The organism is Rhodococcus sp. Chr-9, assembly GCF_000801125.1.
Taxonomy (GTDB): domain Bacteria; phylum Actinomycetota; class Actinomycetes; order Mycobacteriales; family Mycobacteriaceae; genus Rhodococcus; species Rhodococcus pyridinivorans.
Genome location: NZ_JTIZ01000122.1, coordinates 124,408 through 140,286, shown reverse-complemented (window position 1 = coordinate 140,286; position 15,879 = coordinate 124,408). Strand labels below are relative to the sequence as shown.

At 68.2% G+C, this 15,879-nt stretch carries 14 protein-coding genes and 1 pseudogene; 7 read left to right on the top strand and 8 right to left on the bottom strand.

The window, feature by feature from the left end; all coding sequences use genetic code 11:
• Positions 1–28 precede the first annotated feature (28 nt).
• From QR64_RS19730 to QR64_RS19705, 6 genes are all read left to right on the top strand, one after another.
• Positions 29–727, top strand: coding sequence for a protein glxC (locus QR64_RS19730; RefSeq protein ID WP_039586897.1), 699 nt, complete (start codon positions 29–31; stop codon positions 725–727).
• Between the two features lie 43 nt (positions 728–770).
• Positions 771–2,099, top strand: a complete 1,329-nt coding sequence (locus QR64_RS19725; RefSeq protein WP_006551158.1) for an FMN-binding glutamate synthase family protein — start codon at positions 771–773, stop codon at positions 2,097–2,099.
• A gap of 46 nt (positions 2,100–2,145) precedes the next feature.
• Positions 2,146–3,375, top strand: coding sequence for an allantoate amidohydrolase (locus tag QR64_RS19720; RefSeq protein WP_039586895.1), 1,230 nt, complete (start codon positions 2,146–2,148; stop codon positions 3,373–3,375).
• On the top strand, positions 3,376–3,936 hold the full coding sequence (locus tag QR64_RS19715) for a HutD family protein (RefSeq protein WP_024100582.1): 561 nt from the start codon (positions 3,376–3,378) through the stop codon (positions 3,934–3,936). It abuts the gene before it with no gap.
• A gap of 57 nt (positions 3,937–3,993) precedes the next feature.
• Positions 3,994–5,184, top strand: coding sequence for an NAD(P)/FAD-dependent oxidoreductase (locus tag QR64_RS19710; protein ID WP_006551155.1), 1,191 nt, complete (start codon positions 3,994–3,996; stop codon positions 5,182–5,184).
• A 128-nt stretch (positions 5,185–5,312) separates the two neighbouring features.
• Positions 5,313–5,960: a helix-turn-helix domain-containing protein gene (locus QR64_RS19705; protein WP_024100581.1), complete on the top strand. Its 648-nt coding sequence runs from the start codon at positions 5,313–5,315 to the stop codon at positions 5,958–5,960.
• Between the two features lie 84 nt (positions 5,961–6,044).
• On the opposite strand, the gene QR64_RS19700 is transcribed toward QR64_RS19705, so the two are convergent.
• Positions 6,045–7,382, bottom strand: a complete 1,338-nt coding sequence (locus QR64_RS19700) for an ammonium transporter (RefSeq protein WP_006551153.1) — start codon at positions 7,380–7,382, stop codon at positions 6,045–6,047.
• A gap of 300 nt (positions 7,383–7,682) precedes the next feature.
• Here QR64_RS19700 and fdhD point away from each other — a divergent pair, with 300 nt between their 5' ends.
• Positions 7,683–8,513 carry a formate dehydrogenase accessory sulfurtransferase FdhD gene (gene fdhD, locus QR64_RS19695; protein WP_019289053.1) on the top strand — a complete coding sequence of 277 codons (831 nt, stop codon included), beginning with the start codon at positions 7,683–7,685 and terminating at the stop codon, positions 8,511–8,513.
• Positions 8,514–8,522: 9 nt separating this feature from the next.
• Here fdhD and QR64_RS19690 read toward each other — a convergent pair whose 3' ends face one another.
• The 7 genes and pseudogenes from QR64_RS19690 to QR64_RS19660 all read right to left on the bottom strand — a co-directional run bounded on the left by QR64_RS19690 (position 8,523) and on the right by QR64_RS19660 (position 15,851).
• Positions 8,523–9,704, bottom strand: coding sequence for an alpha/beta hydrolase family protein (locus QR64_RS19690; RefSeq protein WP_039586891.1), 1,182 nt, complete (start codon positions 9,702–9,704; stop codon positions 8,523–8,525).
• 36 nt (positions 9,705–9,740) lie between these two features.
• Positions 9,741–10,158, bottom strand: a pseudogene (locus QR64_RS28750) (SDR family oxidoreductase).
• Positions 10,159–10,199: 41 nt separating this feature from the next.
• Positions 10,200–10,856, bottom strand: a complete 657-nt coding sequence (locus tag QR64_RS19680) for a PaaI family thioesterase (protein ID WP_016691875.1) — start codon at positions 10,854–10,856, stop codon at positions 10,200–10,202.
• On the bottom strand, positions 10,853–11,722 hold the full coding sequence (locus QR64_RS19675; RefSeq protein WP_039586890.1) for a MaoC/PaaZ C-terminal domain-containing protein: 870 nt from the start codon (positions 11,720–11,722) through the stop codon (positions 10,853–10,855). The genes QR64_RS19680 and QR64_RS19675 overlap by 4 nt, the downstream gene beginning before the upstream one ends.
• Before the next feature lie 5 nt (positions 11,723–11,727).
• On the bottom strand, positions 11,728–13,917 hold the full coding sequence (locus tag QR64_RS19670) for an acyl-CoA dehydrogenase (protein WP_039586888.1): 2,190 nt from the start codon (positions 13,915–13,917) through the stop codon (positions 11,728–11,730).
• 34 nt (positions 13,918–13,951) lie between these two features.
• Positions 13,952–15,115: a steroid 3-ketoacyl-CoA thiolase gene (locus QR64_RS19665; RefSeq protein ID WP_039586886.1), complete on the bottom strand. Its 1,164-nt coding sequence runs from the start codon at positions 15,113–15,115 to the stop codon at positions 13,952–13,954.
• A gap of 118 nt (positions 15,116–15,233) precedes the next feature.
• A complete protein-coding gene (locus QR64_RS19660) occupies positions 15,234–15,851 on the bottom strand; it encodes a TetR family transcriptional regulator (RefSeq protein WP_039586885.1) in 618 nt (205 codons plus the stop codon).
• Between the last annotated feature and the right edge of the window lie 28 nt (positions 15,852–15,879).

Genomic DNA, 15,879 nt, shown 5'->3' with positions numbered 1-15,879 from the left:
TGTCCGACCCCGTTCCACGGAGGTAATCATGACCACCGACACCCTGCTCCCGACCGCCACCTACGATCTGGCGACGACCACCACCCGCGAACTCAATGCGGCACTGCACGCGACGGAGGCCCCGGCTTCGGTCGAGGTCGCGAACCCGCAGGGCGCCCACGCACTCGCCTGCGGCCTGAACCGGCCGATCGACGTCCGCATCGACGGCCACGTCGGCTACTACGCCGCCGGTATGAACCAGCACGCCCACGTGACCATCGACGGCAACGCCGGCGTCGGTGTCGCCGAGAACATGATGTCGGGCAGCGTGCGCGTCACCGGCGACGCCTCGCAGGCCGCCGGTGCCACCGCCCACGGCGGGTTGCTGGTGATCGAAGGCAACGCCGCCGCACGCTGCGGCATCTCGATGAAGGGCGTCGACATCGTCGTCGGCGGCGACATCGGGCACATGAGCGCCTTCATGGGACAGGCCGGCCGACTCGTCGTCCTGGGCGATGCCGGTGAGGCCCTGGGTGATTCGTTGTACGAGGCACGGATCTACGTGCGGGGCAGCGTCGCCTCGCTCGGCGCGGACTGCGTCAAGAAGGAGATGCGCCCCGAGCACATCGTCGAACTGCAGGAACTGCTCGACGCGGCCGGTTTCGACGCCGACCCGGCCGAGTTCACCCGCTACGGCTCGGCCCGTCAGCTCTACCACTTCCACGTCGACAACGCTTCGGCGTACTGACGCCCCGACGTTCTTCCGCCCGCTCGACCCCGAGGAGAATTCCATGACCTTCCAGCCCGGACTGCGTGAGTCGGCCACGTTCGACCGCAACGTCATCCACGAGATCCAGCGCGCCGCCGCGACCGGCATCTACGACATCCGCGGCTGGGGTGCCAAGCGCAAGGTTCCCCACTTCGACGACCTGCTCTTCCTCGGCGCGTCCATGTCGCGTTACCCACTCGAGGGCTACCGCGAGAAGTGTGAGACCGACGTCGTCCTCGGCGACCGCAACGCGAAGTACCCGCTGCACCTCGACATCCCGGTCACGATCGCCGGAATGAGCTTCGGTGCGCTGTCCGGTCGCGCGAAGGAGGCCCTCGGGCGTGGCGCCAGCGAGGTCGGCACGTCCACCACCACCGGCGACGGCGGCATGACCCCGGAAGAACGTGGGCAGTCCAAGCACCTCGTCTACCAGTACCTTCCGTCGCGATACGGCATGAACCCCGACGACCTCCGCAAGGCCGACGCCATCGAGGTCGTGCTCGGCCAGGGCGCCAAGCCCGGTGGCGGCGGCATGCTCCTCGGGCAGAAGATCACCGAGCGGGTCGCGGGGATGCGTACCCTGCCGGTGGGCATCGACCAGCGCAGCGCGTGCCGGCACCCCGACTGGACCGGCCCCGACGACCTCGCCATCAAAATCCTCGAACTGCGCGAGATCACCGGCTGGGAGAAGCCGATCTACGTCAAGGTCGGCGCGACCCGCACCTACTACGACGTCAAGCTCGCCGTGAAGTCCGGCGCCGACGTCGTGGTGGTCGACGGGATGCAGGGTGGCACCGCTGCCACCCAGGACGTCTTCATCGAGCACGTCGGCATCCCGACCCTGGCCGCGCTCCCCCAGGCGGTGCAGGCCTTGCAGGAGATGGGTGTGCACCGCACCCCGGGCGGCGTGCAGCTGATCGTCTCGGGCGGTATCCGCTCCGGCGCCGACGTTGCCAAGGCGATGGCCCTCGGCGCGGACGCCGTCGCCATCGGCACGGCCGCGCTGATCGCCCTCGGCGACAACGATCCGAAGTACCAGGCCGAATACGAGAAGCTGGGCTCCGCAGCCGGTTTCTACGACGACTTCCAGGACGGCAAGGACCCCGCCGGCATCACCACGCAGGATCCCGACCTGCAGGCCCGCTTCGATCCGGTAGAGGGTGGCCGCCGCCTCGCGAACTACCTGCGGGTGCTCACCATGGAGGCCCAGACCATCGCCCGGGCGTGCGGCAAGTCGCACCTGCGCAATCTCGAACCGCAGGACCTCGTCGCGGTCACGATGGAGGCCGCCGCGATGGCTCGGGTGCCCCTGGCCGGCACCGACTGGATCCCCGGCCGCAGCGCCTTCTGACCGTGGCGACAGGCCTGCCACCGCACTTCCCGAGAGGACACAAGATATGACCGCCTTCGACACGCTCTGGGCATCGATCCTGGATGTCGGTAAGCATCCGACGACCGGGGGCTATCGCCGATTCGCTTGGAGCGACGCCGATCTCACTCTCCGCGAGTGGTTCCGCGGCTGCGCCGCCGAGCGCGGCATGGACGTCGAAGAGGACCGGAACGGGAACCTGTGGGCGTGGTGGCTCCCCGTCGGCTGGGAAGGCGATCCCACCGACGCCTTCGTCACCGGTTCGCACCTGGACTCGGTGCCCGACGGCGGCGCGTTCGACGGACCACTGGGCGTGGTCTCGGCGTTCGCCGCGGTCGATCTGGTCCGTGAGCGCGGCATCGTCCCGACCGTACCGATCGCGATCACCGCGTTCTCCGACGAGGAGGGTGCCCGCTTCGGTGTGGCTTGCGTGGGCAGTCAGCTCACCACCGGGGCGCTCGCTCCGCAGCGTGCGCTCGGCCTGCGTGATCGTGACGGAATAACGTTGGCCGAGGCCATGACCCGCGCCGGTCGTGTGCCCGAACACATCGGCACCGACCCCACCCTCGTCGACCGGGTCGGGGTGTACGTCGAACTTCACGTCGAACAGGGCCGGGCCCTCGACCTCGTCGATGCACCGGTCGCGGTCGCGTCGTCGATCTGGCCGCACGGCCGATGGCAGTTCACCTTCACCGGTGAGGCCAACCACGCCGGAGCCACGCGCCTGGTGGACCGCCGCGACCCGATGCTCGCCTACGCCTCGTCGGTGCACAGCGCCCGCTCGTGTGCCGCGGCGGCCGGTGCGGTCGCCACCTTCGGCAAACTCGAGGTGCTGCCCAACGGGGCCAACGCGATCCCCTCCGAGATCAAGGCCTGGCTCGACGCTCGCGCCGCGGACGAGGAGACCCTGACGACGCTGGTCGCCGAGATCGAGGCCGAGGCCCGCAAGCACTGCCTGCCGGACGAGATCGGACTCGATGTCTTCGCCGAATCGATCACCCCGATCGTCGAGTTCCCGGCCGGACCGCGCGAGCGGTTGCGCCGCGCGCTGTCGCATCTCGGGGACATCCCGGTACTGCCCACCCAGGCGGGACACGACGCGGGCATCCTCTCGGAGAAGGTTCCCACCGCAATGTTGTTCGTGCGCAACCCCACCGGTGTCTCGCATTCACCGCACGAGTTCGCCGAGGCCGACGATTGCAACATCGGAGCGCAGGCGCTGGCCGACATCATGGCGGACTGGACGACGGGCAGTTAGGTGGCTGCGCAGGTGATCCGGTCCGGCGAGCGGCGGCGGGTGCCCTGGCGCAACGGCGCCGGGATCACGGAGGAGGTCGCGACCGGACCCGACGGCCCCTCCGGCCGTCCACTGTGGCGGATCAGCGTGGCCGAGCTGGGCTCCGAGCCCAGCGAGTTCTCGGCCTTTCCCGGCACGGAACGGATCTTCACCGTCATCGGTGAGCACGGCGCCGACCTCGACTCGGGCCACGGACCCCGTTCGCTGGATCCGTGGCGTCCACACTCGTTCGCCGGTGAGGACGCGCCCCACTGCGTCCCCCGAGGCGCCACCCGTGCATTCAATGTCATGACCGAGCGCGGGGGCGCCACTGCGGCCGTCGGGTACTTCGCGCTCGACACGGTGTGCGACACCGCCGCAGATGGTGTCACGGCCCTCTACGTGCGATCGGGCTCGGTGCAGGCCGGTACCGAACGAGCTGCGCCCGGGGACTGCGTCCTGATCCGCGGCGAGGCCGTCACCCTACGAGGCTCGTCGGCCACCGGACTACTGGTCCGCATCGAACCCACTTCCTCCCTCTGACATCGACTCCCCCACCGACCTCCTGATTCGGAGGCCGACCGAACAAAGGATCCTCAGGTGACGGACACGACCAAGTTTCTGATCGTCGGCGGCGGCCTCGAAGGCCTGGCCATCGCCTACTCCCTCGCCGACCGCGGCGAAACCGACGTCCTCGTCCTCGAGCGCGACACCCTCTGCTCGGGCATGACCGGTAAATCGAGCGGCGTCGTGCGGTGCCACTACGGCACCCCTTCGCTGGCCGCGATGTCCTGGTACGGCGTCGATATTTTCACCAGGGCGACCGAAATCTTCGGCGACGACATGGCATTCCGCCGGTGCGGTTACGTCGTCGGTGTCGCGGAGAACAACGTCAAGCCGCTCGAGGCGAACATCGAGATGATGCAGGGCCTGGGCATCGCCACCGAACTCATCTCCCACGACAAGATGGCCGAACTGTGGCCGGGCCTGAACCTCGACGATTTCGCCCTGTTCGCCTACGAACCGCTCGGCGGTCGCGGCGAGGCCTACATGGCGGGAATGGCGTTCGGTGCAACGGCACGTCGGATGGGCGTGAAGATCCGACAGAGCACCCCGGTGGTGTCGTTGCTGCAGAACGCCGCGGGCCGGGTCTACGGCGTCACTCTCGCCGACGGGTCCGAGGTGCACGCCGAGCAGGTCGTCGTCGCGGCGGGACCGTGGACGCCGGCACTCGTCGCCGGTGTCGGCGTCGACATCGACGTCCGGGCGCAGCGCGCGCAGTTGGTTCTCGTCGACCAGGGTGTCCCGACCCCGGAGGTGCCCGTGCTGTCCGATCTGGCGGGTCTGCAGTACATCTGCCGTGAGCCGAACGGTGAACTCCTGGTAGGCAATTCCGATCATCAAACGCCGCAGTACATCGATCCCGACAAGTACGTGAACCGCGCCGACGACTCGACGATCGAGAAGAACATCATGAAGCTCGGCAACCGCCTTCCCGACATGCCGGACCCGCGGATCACCAGTTCGTACGTCGGTGCTTACGACGTCACCGAGGACTACAACCCCGTCATCGGTCCGGCACCGGTCGAGGGTCTGTTCCTGGCGACGGGATTCTCCGGGCACGGATTCAAGATCTCCCCCGCGGTGGGCAAGCTGGTCGCCGACCTGCTGATCGACGGGAAGACCGACCTTCCGAACGTGAACCCGGACGACTTCCGTTTCTCCCGCTTCGAGGAGGGTGATCTGCTCCTGAGTCTCAACCCCTACGAAGGCGCCGGCGAGATGCGCTGATCCCCACCTACTCAGCACTCGTGCCCTCCACGGACCCGGCCGGATCCCTGTCGTCCGGATCTGTGGAGGGCACCGCCATGTCTGCATTGCGGCGTTCACCACCGGTGGACACACGCTACGCTGACGAGATGGCCAGCCCAGATCGTCCCGTCTTGTACGACGATTCCGGACGCGAAGTTCCGCGCGGCACCCCGACGGGTGTGGATCTCGAGCGCGCGATCGCCCACCAGGTGCGGTCGTTGCGGCTGGCCAGCGGCCTGTCCGTCGGCGACATGGCCGCGAAGGTGGGGATCTCCAAGGCGATGCTCTCGAAGATCGAGAACGCCCAGACCTCGTGCAGTCTGTCGACGCTCGCCCGGCTCGCCGTCGGCCTCGACGTCCCCGTCACCTCGCTCTTCCGGGGCGCGGACGCGCACCGCGACGCGGTGTTCACCAAGAACGGGCACGGCGCCGAGATCGTCGGTCGCGGTACGCGGGTGGGCCATCACTACGAACTGCTCGGCGCGCTGCGGGGACAGCACAAGAGACTCGAACCGGTGCTGGTGACCCTCACCGATGCGAGCGACGTCTTCCCGCTCTTCCAGCATCCCGGCACGGAATTGCTGTACATGCTCGAGGGCGAGATGCTCTACGGCCACGGCGATTCCGAGTACCACCTGCAACCGGGCGACGCCCTGCTCCTCGACGGCGAAGGGTTGCACGGACCGAACGAGCTGCTGAAGCTGCCCATCCGGTTCCTCGCCGTCACGGCGTATCCCGACAATCACCAGCCGTGAACGACCGGCAACCGTGAACACGACGGAGCCCTCACCGCCCGGTGCGGTGAGGGCTCCTGCCGTTCGATCGGTGAAGCTCGCCGGTCAGGACTTGGGCACGATCACGTCGCGATCCTCGGCGAACGCCTCGGGACGCAGCGTCGACGGACCGGTGGGTGAGAACGAGTCCATCACGTAGGCCGTCTCCCCATGGACCGGGACGTCGATGCCCCGCATCTCCGTCTCGGTGTCGACCCGGATGCCCATGATCTTGTCGAGCGCCTTCGCGATCAGGAAGGTCACCGCGAACGAGTAGGCGAACACCGCGGCCATCGCGACGATCTGGCGTCCGAGGAAGTCGATCCCGCCGCCGAAGAACAGACCGTCGACACCGGCCGGCGCGGCGGCCGTCGCGACGAAGGCGATGAGGGTGGTGCCTACGACGCCGCCCATGAGGTGGATGGCAACGACGTCGAGTGAGTCGTCGTAGCCCATGCGGAACTTCCAGCTCACGGCGAAGCAGCCGACGGCACCGGAGACCACGCCGATCAGCAGGGCACCGAGCGGGGACACGAGGCTCGCTGCGGGCGTGATGCCCACGAGTGCGGCGATCACGCCCGAGATGGCACCGAGCGTCGTCGCGTGCTTCTCCTTGATGCGTTCGACGATCAGCCAGCCGAGCAGGCCGGCCATCGCGGCGACGAGCGTGTTGAGGACGACGACACCGGCCGTGTGGTTGGCGCCGCCCGCCGAACCGCCGTTGAAGCCGAACCAGCCGAACAGCAGGATTCCGCCACCGAGCACGACGAGGGGCAGGTTGTGGGGACGTGCCACGTGCGGGAATCCACGGCGGCGACCGAGTGCGATGGCGAGTGCCAGCGCCGCGACACCCGAGTTCATGTGCACGGCGGTGCCGCCGGCGAAGTCGTGGGCGGCGAGCGTGTTGGCGATCCATCCGCCCTTCGTGCCCGCTTCCTCGTCGTCGAAGGCGAAGACCCAGTGCGCGACCGGGAAGTAGACGAGGACGACCCAGATGCCCGAGAACACCAGCCACGCCGAGAACTTCATCCGGTCCGCGACACCACCGGCGATGATCGCCACCGTGATGCCTGCGAAGAGGAGGTGGAAGGCCGCGGTCAGTGCGGCGGGCATCCCTCCGTCCGGGTCCTCCTCGAGCAGCGAGCCCAGACCGATGTCGGTGAAGGGATCGCCGATGAGGCCGAGGCCCCCGACGCTGTCACCGAGCACGGCGGCCGGACCGAACAGCACCCACAGGACGGCTGTGACGGCGAATCCACCGAACACCATCATGATCATGTTGAGCGCGCTCTTGACTCCGAGCATGCCGCTGTAGAACAGCGCCAGGCCCGGAACCATCAGTACGACTGCTGTGAACGCCGCCAAAACCCAGGCGGTATCGGCGGCCGCGAGTGCCTGTTCCATATAAGTCCACCCTGTTCGATCCCGGGGTTCACGACCCCTACGTCAGTCGGTGACCCACATTCATCACCGTCCCCTGAGAGTGGACCCACTCTGTAATGTTCCTGCGAGGCGCGGGTGAACTTCGTGTAACGCCACCGCAGTTCACCGGACGGGGATGCCGTTGCGTCCGGGCAGGCAGTATGGAGGACGAGACGCCACATCCCGCGGTGTGCACAACCTGTGCCACCCGGGTATCCCTGCCCTGCCCGGGTTCCGCGGGAACGACGGCTCGAACCGCTGCACGCATCTGGGAGGTAGACGATGGGACGGGTCACGACACGTCGACCGGTACTGCGCATCACTGCGGACAGGGCGACGCGACGTCCCGACACCCTCGCCGTCGAGGAACCGCTCGAGATCAGGGTCGGCGGTGAGTCGCTCACCATCACGATGCGCACCCCCGGTCACGACGTCGATCTCGTCCACGGATTCCTGCTGGCCGAAGGGATGATCGGCAGTCGCGAGGACATCGCCGCCGTTCGCTACTGCGACGGGGTGGACGAGAGCGGCGCCAACACCTACAACGTTCTCGACGTCGCCCTCGCGCCCGGCGTCACCGTCCCCGAAGGGACGGGGCGACGCGCATTCACGACGACCTCCGCGTGCGGGGTGTGCGGGAAGAACTCGCTCGACGAGGTGCGCACGCGCACGCGATATCCACTGAAGGATGCCGGCACCACCTCTATCGGAACGCACACCCTCACCGAACTGCCCGACACGCTGCGTCGGCACCAGCAGGTCTTCGAGTCGACCGGCGGTCTGCACGCGGCCGCACTGTTCACCCCCGACGGGGCGCTGCTGGCCCTGCGCGAGGACGTCGGCCGGCACAACGCCGTCGACAAGGTGATCGGCTGGGCCCTGACCGACAACCGGGTGCCGCTCTCGCACAGCGTGCTCATGGTGAGCGGACGCGCCTCGTTCGAACTCGTGCAGAAGGCGGTCATGGCCGGGATCCCCGTGCTCGCGGCGGTCTCGGCGCCGTCGTCGCTGGCCGTCGATCTCGCCGCGGAGTCCGACCTCACCCTCGTGGGCTTCCTCCGCGGCGACACGATGAACGTCTACACCGTCCCCGAACGCATCAAGACCGACTGATCGGCGGCATCAACCGCACGTGCCGTCCTGCGCCTCGCCCGCGCGTACTCCGTCGACGAACGCCCGCACGTCGTCGACGGACTCCTCGAGTACCGCTCGGTGATCGGCTCCGTCGTATACCCGATAGCTCAGGTCGGCTCCGTTGCCGCACAGCGCCGCGGTCACCTGATCGGTGACCGGACGCAGTACCAGCGCGTCGTCGCTTCCCTGCACGACGAGCGTCGGCACCCTCAGGGTGAGCGGTTCGACCTCCTGACCGGCGTAGTACTCACGGAGCGGTTCGAGGTCCGCATCCGGAGCGAACACCTGATCCACCGGTACCGTGCTCGCCACCTCGCGGATGTCGTCCATGCACCCGGTGCGCGCGGCGTCGAGCAAGGGGCGGGAGGCGTCGGTGAGCATCGCGTCGGCGTCGATGCTCGGGTCCGCCGCCTGCGCTCCGAGCAGCAGCACCGGCAGGAACCCGAGCGCCGGACCGATCGCGGGTCCGGCGGTCGCGTAGTACTCGGCCGTCTCACTCGTGCGACTGCCCGGGGCGAAGGCGACCGCGCCCTGCAGTTCGAGTTCAGGGGCGCGTTCCGTGCCACGAGCCGCCGCATACAGCGCGGCGTGCCCGCCCTGACTGTGTCCCATCGCGATCCATCGGGTGCCGATAGCCGGATCGAGTTGACGAGCGGCACGCACGATGTCGACGACACTGTCGGCTGCGCTGTCTCCGTTCATGTAGGGATGTCCGCCCGGTGTGCCGAGGCCTTCGTAGTCGGTCTGGACCACGGCGTAGCCGTCTGCGACCCACCGGTCGAGCATGGCAGTCGTCCTGCTGATGTAGGAGTGGGCGGGACCACCGGGGGTGTCGGCGGACGGCGCACAGGCGTCACCGACCCCGGTGGTGCCGTGCGCCCAGCTGATCACGGGCCAGCCTCCGGCGGGCGCTTCTCCCTCGGGGATCGCGACCGTGCCCGAAACGAGGGTGGGGCGCCGATCGGCACCATCGGACAGGTAGGTGATCAGATGCGTTCGCGACGCGCTGGGAAGCGCCGCCGTACCGGTGAGGGTGCGTTCGGTGACGAGGGAGCCGGGTCCCCCGGCAGTCTCCTCGGCGTCGTCGCCGAAGTCGGAGCAGGACGTGATGCCGAGCATCGACGCTGCGGCGAGTACTGCCATCACACGCCGGGAAGTACGAGAGAGCATGAATCCTCCGTTGGGATGTCAGTCCACGTTCGGCGCTCACTGCACGCCGTTGACGTGGCTACCGCCGTCGACGAACAGCGTGTTGCCTGTTGGATAGCGGGAGTCGTCGCTCGCGAGAAAGGCTGCGACCGTGCCGATGTCGTCGAGAGGGTCGCCGATGCGGCCCATCGGGTTCGCCGCGGCCTGCGTGGCGGCCATCTGCGGGTCGGCCGCCGCCACCCGTCTGTATGCCGCGCTCGGCACGCCGGGGCAGATCACGTTGCAGCACACCAGTTTCGATGCCCATTCCCGAGCCGCAGTACGGTCGTGCTGCGCAGTGCCGAATTCGCGCACCGAGGCATCCACCATGGCGTGCACCTGTGCGCGGTCGGTGACGTCGGTCGGGACGAAATCCGCGGCCGATCCCCATCCCGGCGCCGGTGACGATCGCCACCCGCCCGTCCAACTTCCCCATGCCGTTCCTTTCCGATACGACGGCGTGTGCGGCGCAGGCCGTCAGCGAGGACGGGGAACCGTCCTGTCGATGAACAGCGCTTCCACGGACACGCACACCGTGCCGTCCGCGGTCCTGATCTCGCCGACCGTGTTGATCTTGCGGCCGTCCTGCTCGACCAGACGACCGGTGATCGTCAGCGGCTCGAACAGTGGGGTCGGCCGGTGGTACCGCACGTTGAGCTGTGCGGTGGCGCCGCTGCGCCCGGCCCAGGCGTTCGCCACACCCAGCGTGTGATCGAGCAGGAGGGCGGAGACTCCGCCGTGCACGTGCCCGGGCGGGCCCTGGTACGGGAAGGTCAGTTCGACGACGCCTTCCACCGATCCGTCTTCGCGACCGGCCAACACCAGCGGCGGAGCGAGCGCGTTCTCCGGACCGGTGACCGGATCGTGCCGGGTGACGCCCTCCCCGTGCCACATGTCGATCAGTCGCTCCCGCACTTCGGGAGCGTGTTCCTCGAGGTGCTCGGCGATATTGTCGAGCTCTTCGGCGACCCGCTCGAGATTCGCGTTGCCACGGTCGGTGCGCAGCAACGCGTCCACCACGCGCCGCGCGGCGGCGGTGGCGCGGTCGACGGCGGTGTCCTGCGGTGCCGAGGTCAGAACCGTACCGTCGGGCGCGTGTCCGACGACGGGGTGGGTGTCCGGGTCGACTCTCATCGAATCTCCATCGTGGCGTGGGTGAGCACCGGTTGCCCGTCGCGCTCGGGACATGTGGCGAGCAGGGTGAGGGTGTCGTCGTCTCGCCAGACCTCCGTCTCGATCGTCTCCCCGGGGTACAGCGTGCCGGCGAAGCGGACCGAGAACGACCGGACCCGGGTCGGGTCTCCACCGAGCACACCGTCGACGACGGCCTTGCACACGACACCGTACGAGGCGAGTCCGTGCAGGATCGGCCGATCGAAACCGGCTGTCTTCGCGAATTCGGGATCCGCGTGCAGCGGGTTCATGTCGGCACTGAGCCGGTACACCAGTGCCTGTTGCGTGCTCGTAGGTGACACCAGGGTCTTGTCGGCGTCCCGTTCCGGCACTGCGTTCGACACATGGGGCCCGGCGTCTCCGCCGAAGCCGCCCTCACCGCGCGCCCAGATCTGCATCGCACTGGTCCACAACGGGTTTCCGTCGGCATCCACTGCGGACTGTTCGAGCACGATCACGGCGGCCTTGCCCTTGTCCCACACATCGGAGATGCGAGACGAGACGGTCGCCGAACCCGAGATCGGGATCGGGGCGTGCACGGTGACGGACTGGCCACCGTGCAGGATCCTGCGCAGGTCGATGTCGATTCCCGGCAGGCTCAGTCCGGCCTGTGTCACCGCACCGGCAGAGACACCCTGACCGGCGACCATCGCGAAGGTCGGCAGGACCCGCAGGTCCTTCTCGTACACCCACCGCAGTTCGGCGGGATCGAGCGAGTCGACGCCCGCACCCAGACCGAGGTGGTAGAGGATCACATCGCGTTCGGTCCACGAGGCGTCGCGGACGGTGGGCGCAGCGGAGAGCGCGACATCGGTATCGATGGGCATGGGCGTCACTTTCCGGGTTCGGGATCGCGGGGCAGGCCGAGAAGCCTCTCACCGATGATGTTCAGCTGGACGTTGGTCGTCCCACCGGCGATGGACATGCACTGCACGTTGAGGAACATGTGGGTCGCCGAAGTTCGGTCCTGGTCGTCGAGCAACGACGCAGTACCGGCCCAGTCCATCGCGAGCTCCCAGACCTGCTGCAGGTGCTCGACACCGAGGAGCTTGGCGACGGAGGACTCGGCACCCGGCTGGGCACCGGCCAGCGAGCGAAGAGCCGTGCGCAGCCCCATGAGGCCACCGGACGCGGCATCACCGAGGACCTTGCCGAGGACGGTGAGCTGTTCGTCGTCCGGCCCACCGGGAATGTCGTTCGCGAGCGCCATGAGGGTCTCGCAGCCCGCACCGAAGGTCGAATCGTGTGAGAGGGAGACACGTTCGTTGGCCAGCGTGGTACGGGCGAGTTTCCATCCGTCCCCCGGCTCGCCCACGAGGCATTCGTCGGGCACGAACACGCCGTCGAGGAACACCTCGTTGAACAAGGCTTCGCCGGTGATCTCCCGCAGCGGCCGGATGTCGAGCCCCTCGGTGTTCCTGATGTCGATCAGGAAGTAGGACAGGCCTTTGTGCTTGGGCGCCTCCGCGTCGGTGCGGGCGAGGCAGATGCCCCAGTCCGCGACCCGCGCCATCGACGTCCACACCTTCTGGCCATCGAGCCTCCATCCGCCGTCCACCTTGACGGCCTTGGTGGACAGGCCCGCAAGGTCGGACCCGGCGCCGGGCTCGGAGAAGAGCTGACACCACACGAGATCCCCGCGCAACGACTGCGGGACGAATCGCTCGATCTGCTCGGTACTGCCGTGCGCGATCAGGGTCGGCACCACCCAGTTGCCGATGATCATGTCGTGCGGTTCGAATTCGGCGGCGCGCAGTTCCTCGGCGACGACGAGTTGCGTGACGGCGTCGGCGGCCTTCCCCCACGGTTCGGGCAGGTGGGGAGCGGTGTAGCCCTTCTCCGCCAGATACGCCTTCCGCGCTGCGTTCTCCAGCGACTTCGCCGGCTCGAGTTCGGCACGGACGTCGGCGCGGATCCGTTCCGCCTCGGGCGGAAGATCGACACTCAGCACGCGGCGGGCACCGTCGAGCGTGAGGTGGGCGACCCGGCGCCGCCACGACGCCGTGGAGCCGAGCAGGATCCGGAGGGACTGCGCGCGGCGCATGTACAGGTGCGCGTCGTGCTCCCAGGTGTAGCCGATACCGCCGAGCACCTGGATGCAGTTCTTGGTGACCTGGAAGGCGGCCTCCGGGGCGATGGACGCGGCGACCGCCACGGCCAGCGACGCCTCGTCGTCCGGCACGTCCTCGCGCCGCGCTCGCGCTGCGTCCCAGGCCACGACCCGAGCCTGTTCGGTGAGGCAGAGCATCCGGGCGACGGTGTGCTTGACACCCTGGAACTGCCCGATGACACGTCCGAACTGCTTACGGACCCGCGCATAACCCGCGGCGGTGGTGGTCGCCCAGTCCGCGAGACCGGCGGCCTCGGCGGCGAACAAGGTCGCGGCGATATCGACGATCCGATGCGGATCCGATCTCAGCACGTCCCCGTCGGACAACCTCAGGGCACTCACGGTGATCTCGGCGTTGCGGCGGATCACGTCGTAGCTGGGCAGGTTCGTGACCTCGACCCGGTCACGGGTCACGACGACGAAGACCCGCTCACCACCGTCGTCGGCCGCGAGCAGGAACACATCCGCGACCTGGCCGCCGAGGGCGACACCGGAGGTTCCCGAGAGCGTGACGGAATCGCCGTCGCGCTCCACGCGCAGGTCCCCCGGCTGCAGGGCGACCGCACCGAACAGCGAACCGTCCGCGAGCCCGTCGAGTTCGCTGCGACGGCCGGCCTCGTCGAGGACCGCGGACACGATCACGGTCGGAAGGAACGGGCCCGGCACCATGGCCCGTCCGAGTTCCTCTGCGACGATTGCTGTTTCGAGCAGACCGAAACCGGCGCCTCCGACCTCTTCGGGCAGGTGCAATCCCAGCATTCCGAGTTCGGCGAACGAGCTCCAGTACGTCGGGCGGGCTTCCGTCTTCGCTTCGACGGCCGTGCGGATCACGTCGGGTGTGGCGTGTCGTGCCGCCCAGCCGCGTACGGAATCACGGAGCTCGCGGTCCTCGTCGCTCAATCCCAGAGTCATGATCGGGTCCCTTCGGATAGCAGAATGTCCGGCGTCAGATGCGCTCGATGATGGTGGCGGAGGCCATCGCGCCACCCGCACACATCGTGACCAGCGCAGTCGAACGGCCCGAGCGCTCGAGTTCGTGCAGGGCACTGGTGATCAGTCGAGAGCCGGTGGAACCGACGGGGTGGCCGAGCGCGATGGCGCCGCCGTTGACGTTGACCTTGCTCATGTCGGCCCCGTGGACCTGCGCCCAGGACAACACGACCGAAGCGAAGGCTTCGTTGATCTCGACGATGTCGATGTCGGACAAGGACATTCCGGTGCGCTCGAGTACCGCGCGAGTCGCGTCGATGGGGCCGTCGAGGTGGTAGTACGGGTCCGAACCGACGAGCGTCGACGCGAGGATACGGGCACGTGGCCGCAGACCCGACTCGCGCGCCTTGTCCTCACTCATCAGCAGTACGGCGGCCGCGCCGTCGCTGACCTGGGAGGAGTTTCCGGCGGTGTGGATTCCGTTCTCGATGACCGGCCGGAGACCGGCGAGTCCTTCCGCGGTGGTTTCGCGAAGACCTCCGTCACGCGTCACGGTCGCGATCTCACCGGTGGGCTCGCCCTCCTTGGTCACGACCGGCGCCTGCACCGGGACGATCTCGCGGTCGAAGCGCCCCTCGGCCCACGCGGCTGCGGCGCGACGCTGCGACTCGAATCCGAGAGCATCGACATCGTCACGTTTGATGCCGCGCTTGTGGGCGATACGTTCGGCAGAGGTGAACTGGTCGCCCATGTCGATCGACCAGTCGTCCGGATAGGGGTTGCCGGTGCCCGGGGCGTTTGCCTGGCCGAGGAACACGCGACTCATGACCTCGACGCCGCATCCGATTCCGGCGTCGATCTGCCCGGACGCGATCAGGCCCGCCACTATGTGGACCGCCTGCTGCGACGAACTGCACGCGCAGTCGATGGTCGTCGCCGCGGTCGTGTACGGGAGACCTGCGTGGAGCCAGGCCTGCCGGGTCACGTTGTTCGACTGTTCCCCCGCCTGGGTGACGGCGCCTCCGACGAGCTGACCGATCTGGTCGGCGGGGAGGCCGGTGCGGTCGAGAACGGCCTTCTGGGCGGCACCGAGCAACACCGCGGGGTGGACCCCGGCCAGCTGTCCGCGGCGACGACCGATCGGTGTCCGCGCGGCCTCCACGATGACGACCTTGCTCATGCCTACTCCCAGCTCTCGAAGATATTGAAATTTATTCTAGTGACGGTGACCGCAGTTTCCTGCGCAGTCCCACCGAGCGGGACGGACCTTGCGGAATGCGGTCTTCGAGAATTGCCCGTCAACGCGTACCGGCGGGCAGATCGACCAGCAGAAGGTCGCACGCGACGCGCAGATCGGACTCCACCTCGGGGATCGATATCCGCCCGTTGAGCGCGGACTGGACGAGACCGAACCACAGCGCCACGACCAACCGCACGACGGTCGCGTCCCGCACCGTGGGTTCCGCGATACCCGCGGCGGCCAGGAGCAGTCCGTCGAAGTGCTGGTCGATCTTCGCCACGTCGGGAATGGTGGCGGCGTTCGACGACGCGGCGGATCGGATCATCGCGTTCGCCAGCAACGGAGTGCGCACGAGCGCCCGGGTGGCCTGCAGCAACGCGTCGTATACGACGTCGACAGGCGACGAGGACGACTGCGAGCGCCTGGAGAGGTGGATCCCCATCCGATCGATCCGATCCACCATGACCGCGACGAACAGATGGGTCTTGGACGGAAAGTAGCGGTAGAGGGTCCCGATGGCGACGCCGGCGAGTTCGGCGACCTCCTGCATCCGAACGCGTTCGAGTTCCTTCACCGCCCCCAACTGTGCGGCAGCGTCGATGATCCGGCCGTATCGCGCATGCTGTTCCGCCGAACTCGGTTCTGCGGCGTCCCGGGCCTCCGCAAGTCTGGGCATGCTCGGTTCCTCCCCTTCACGACCGGTG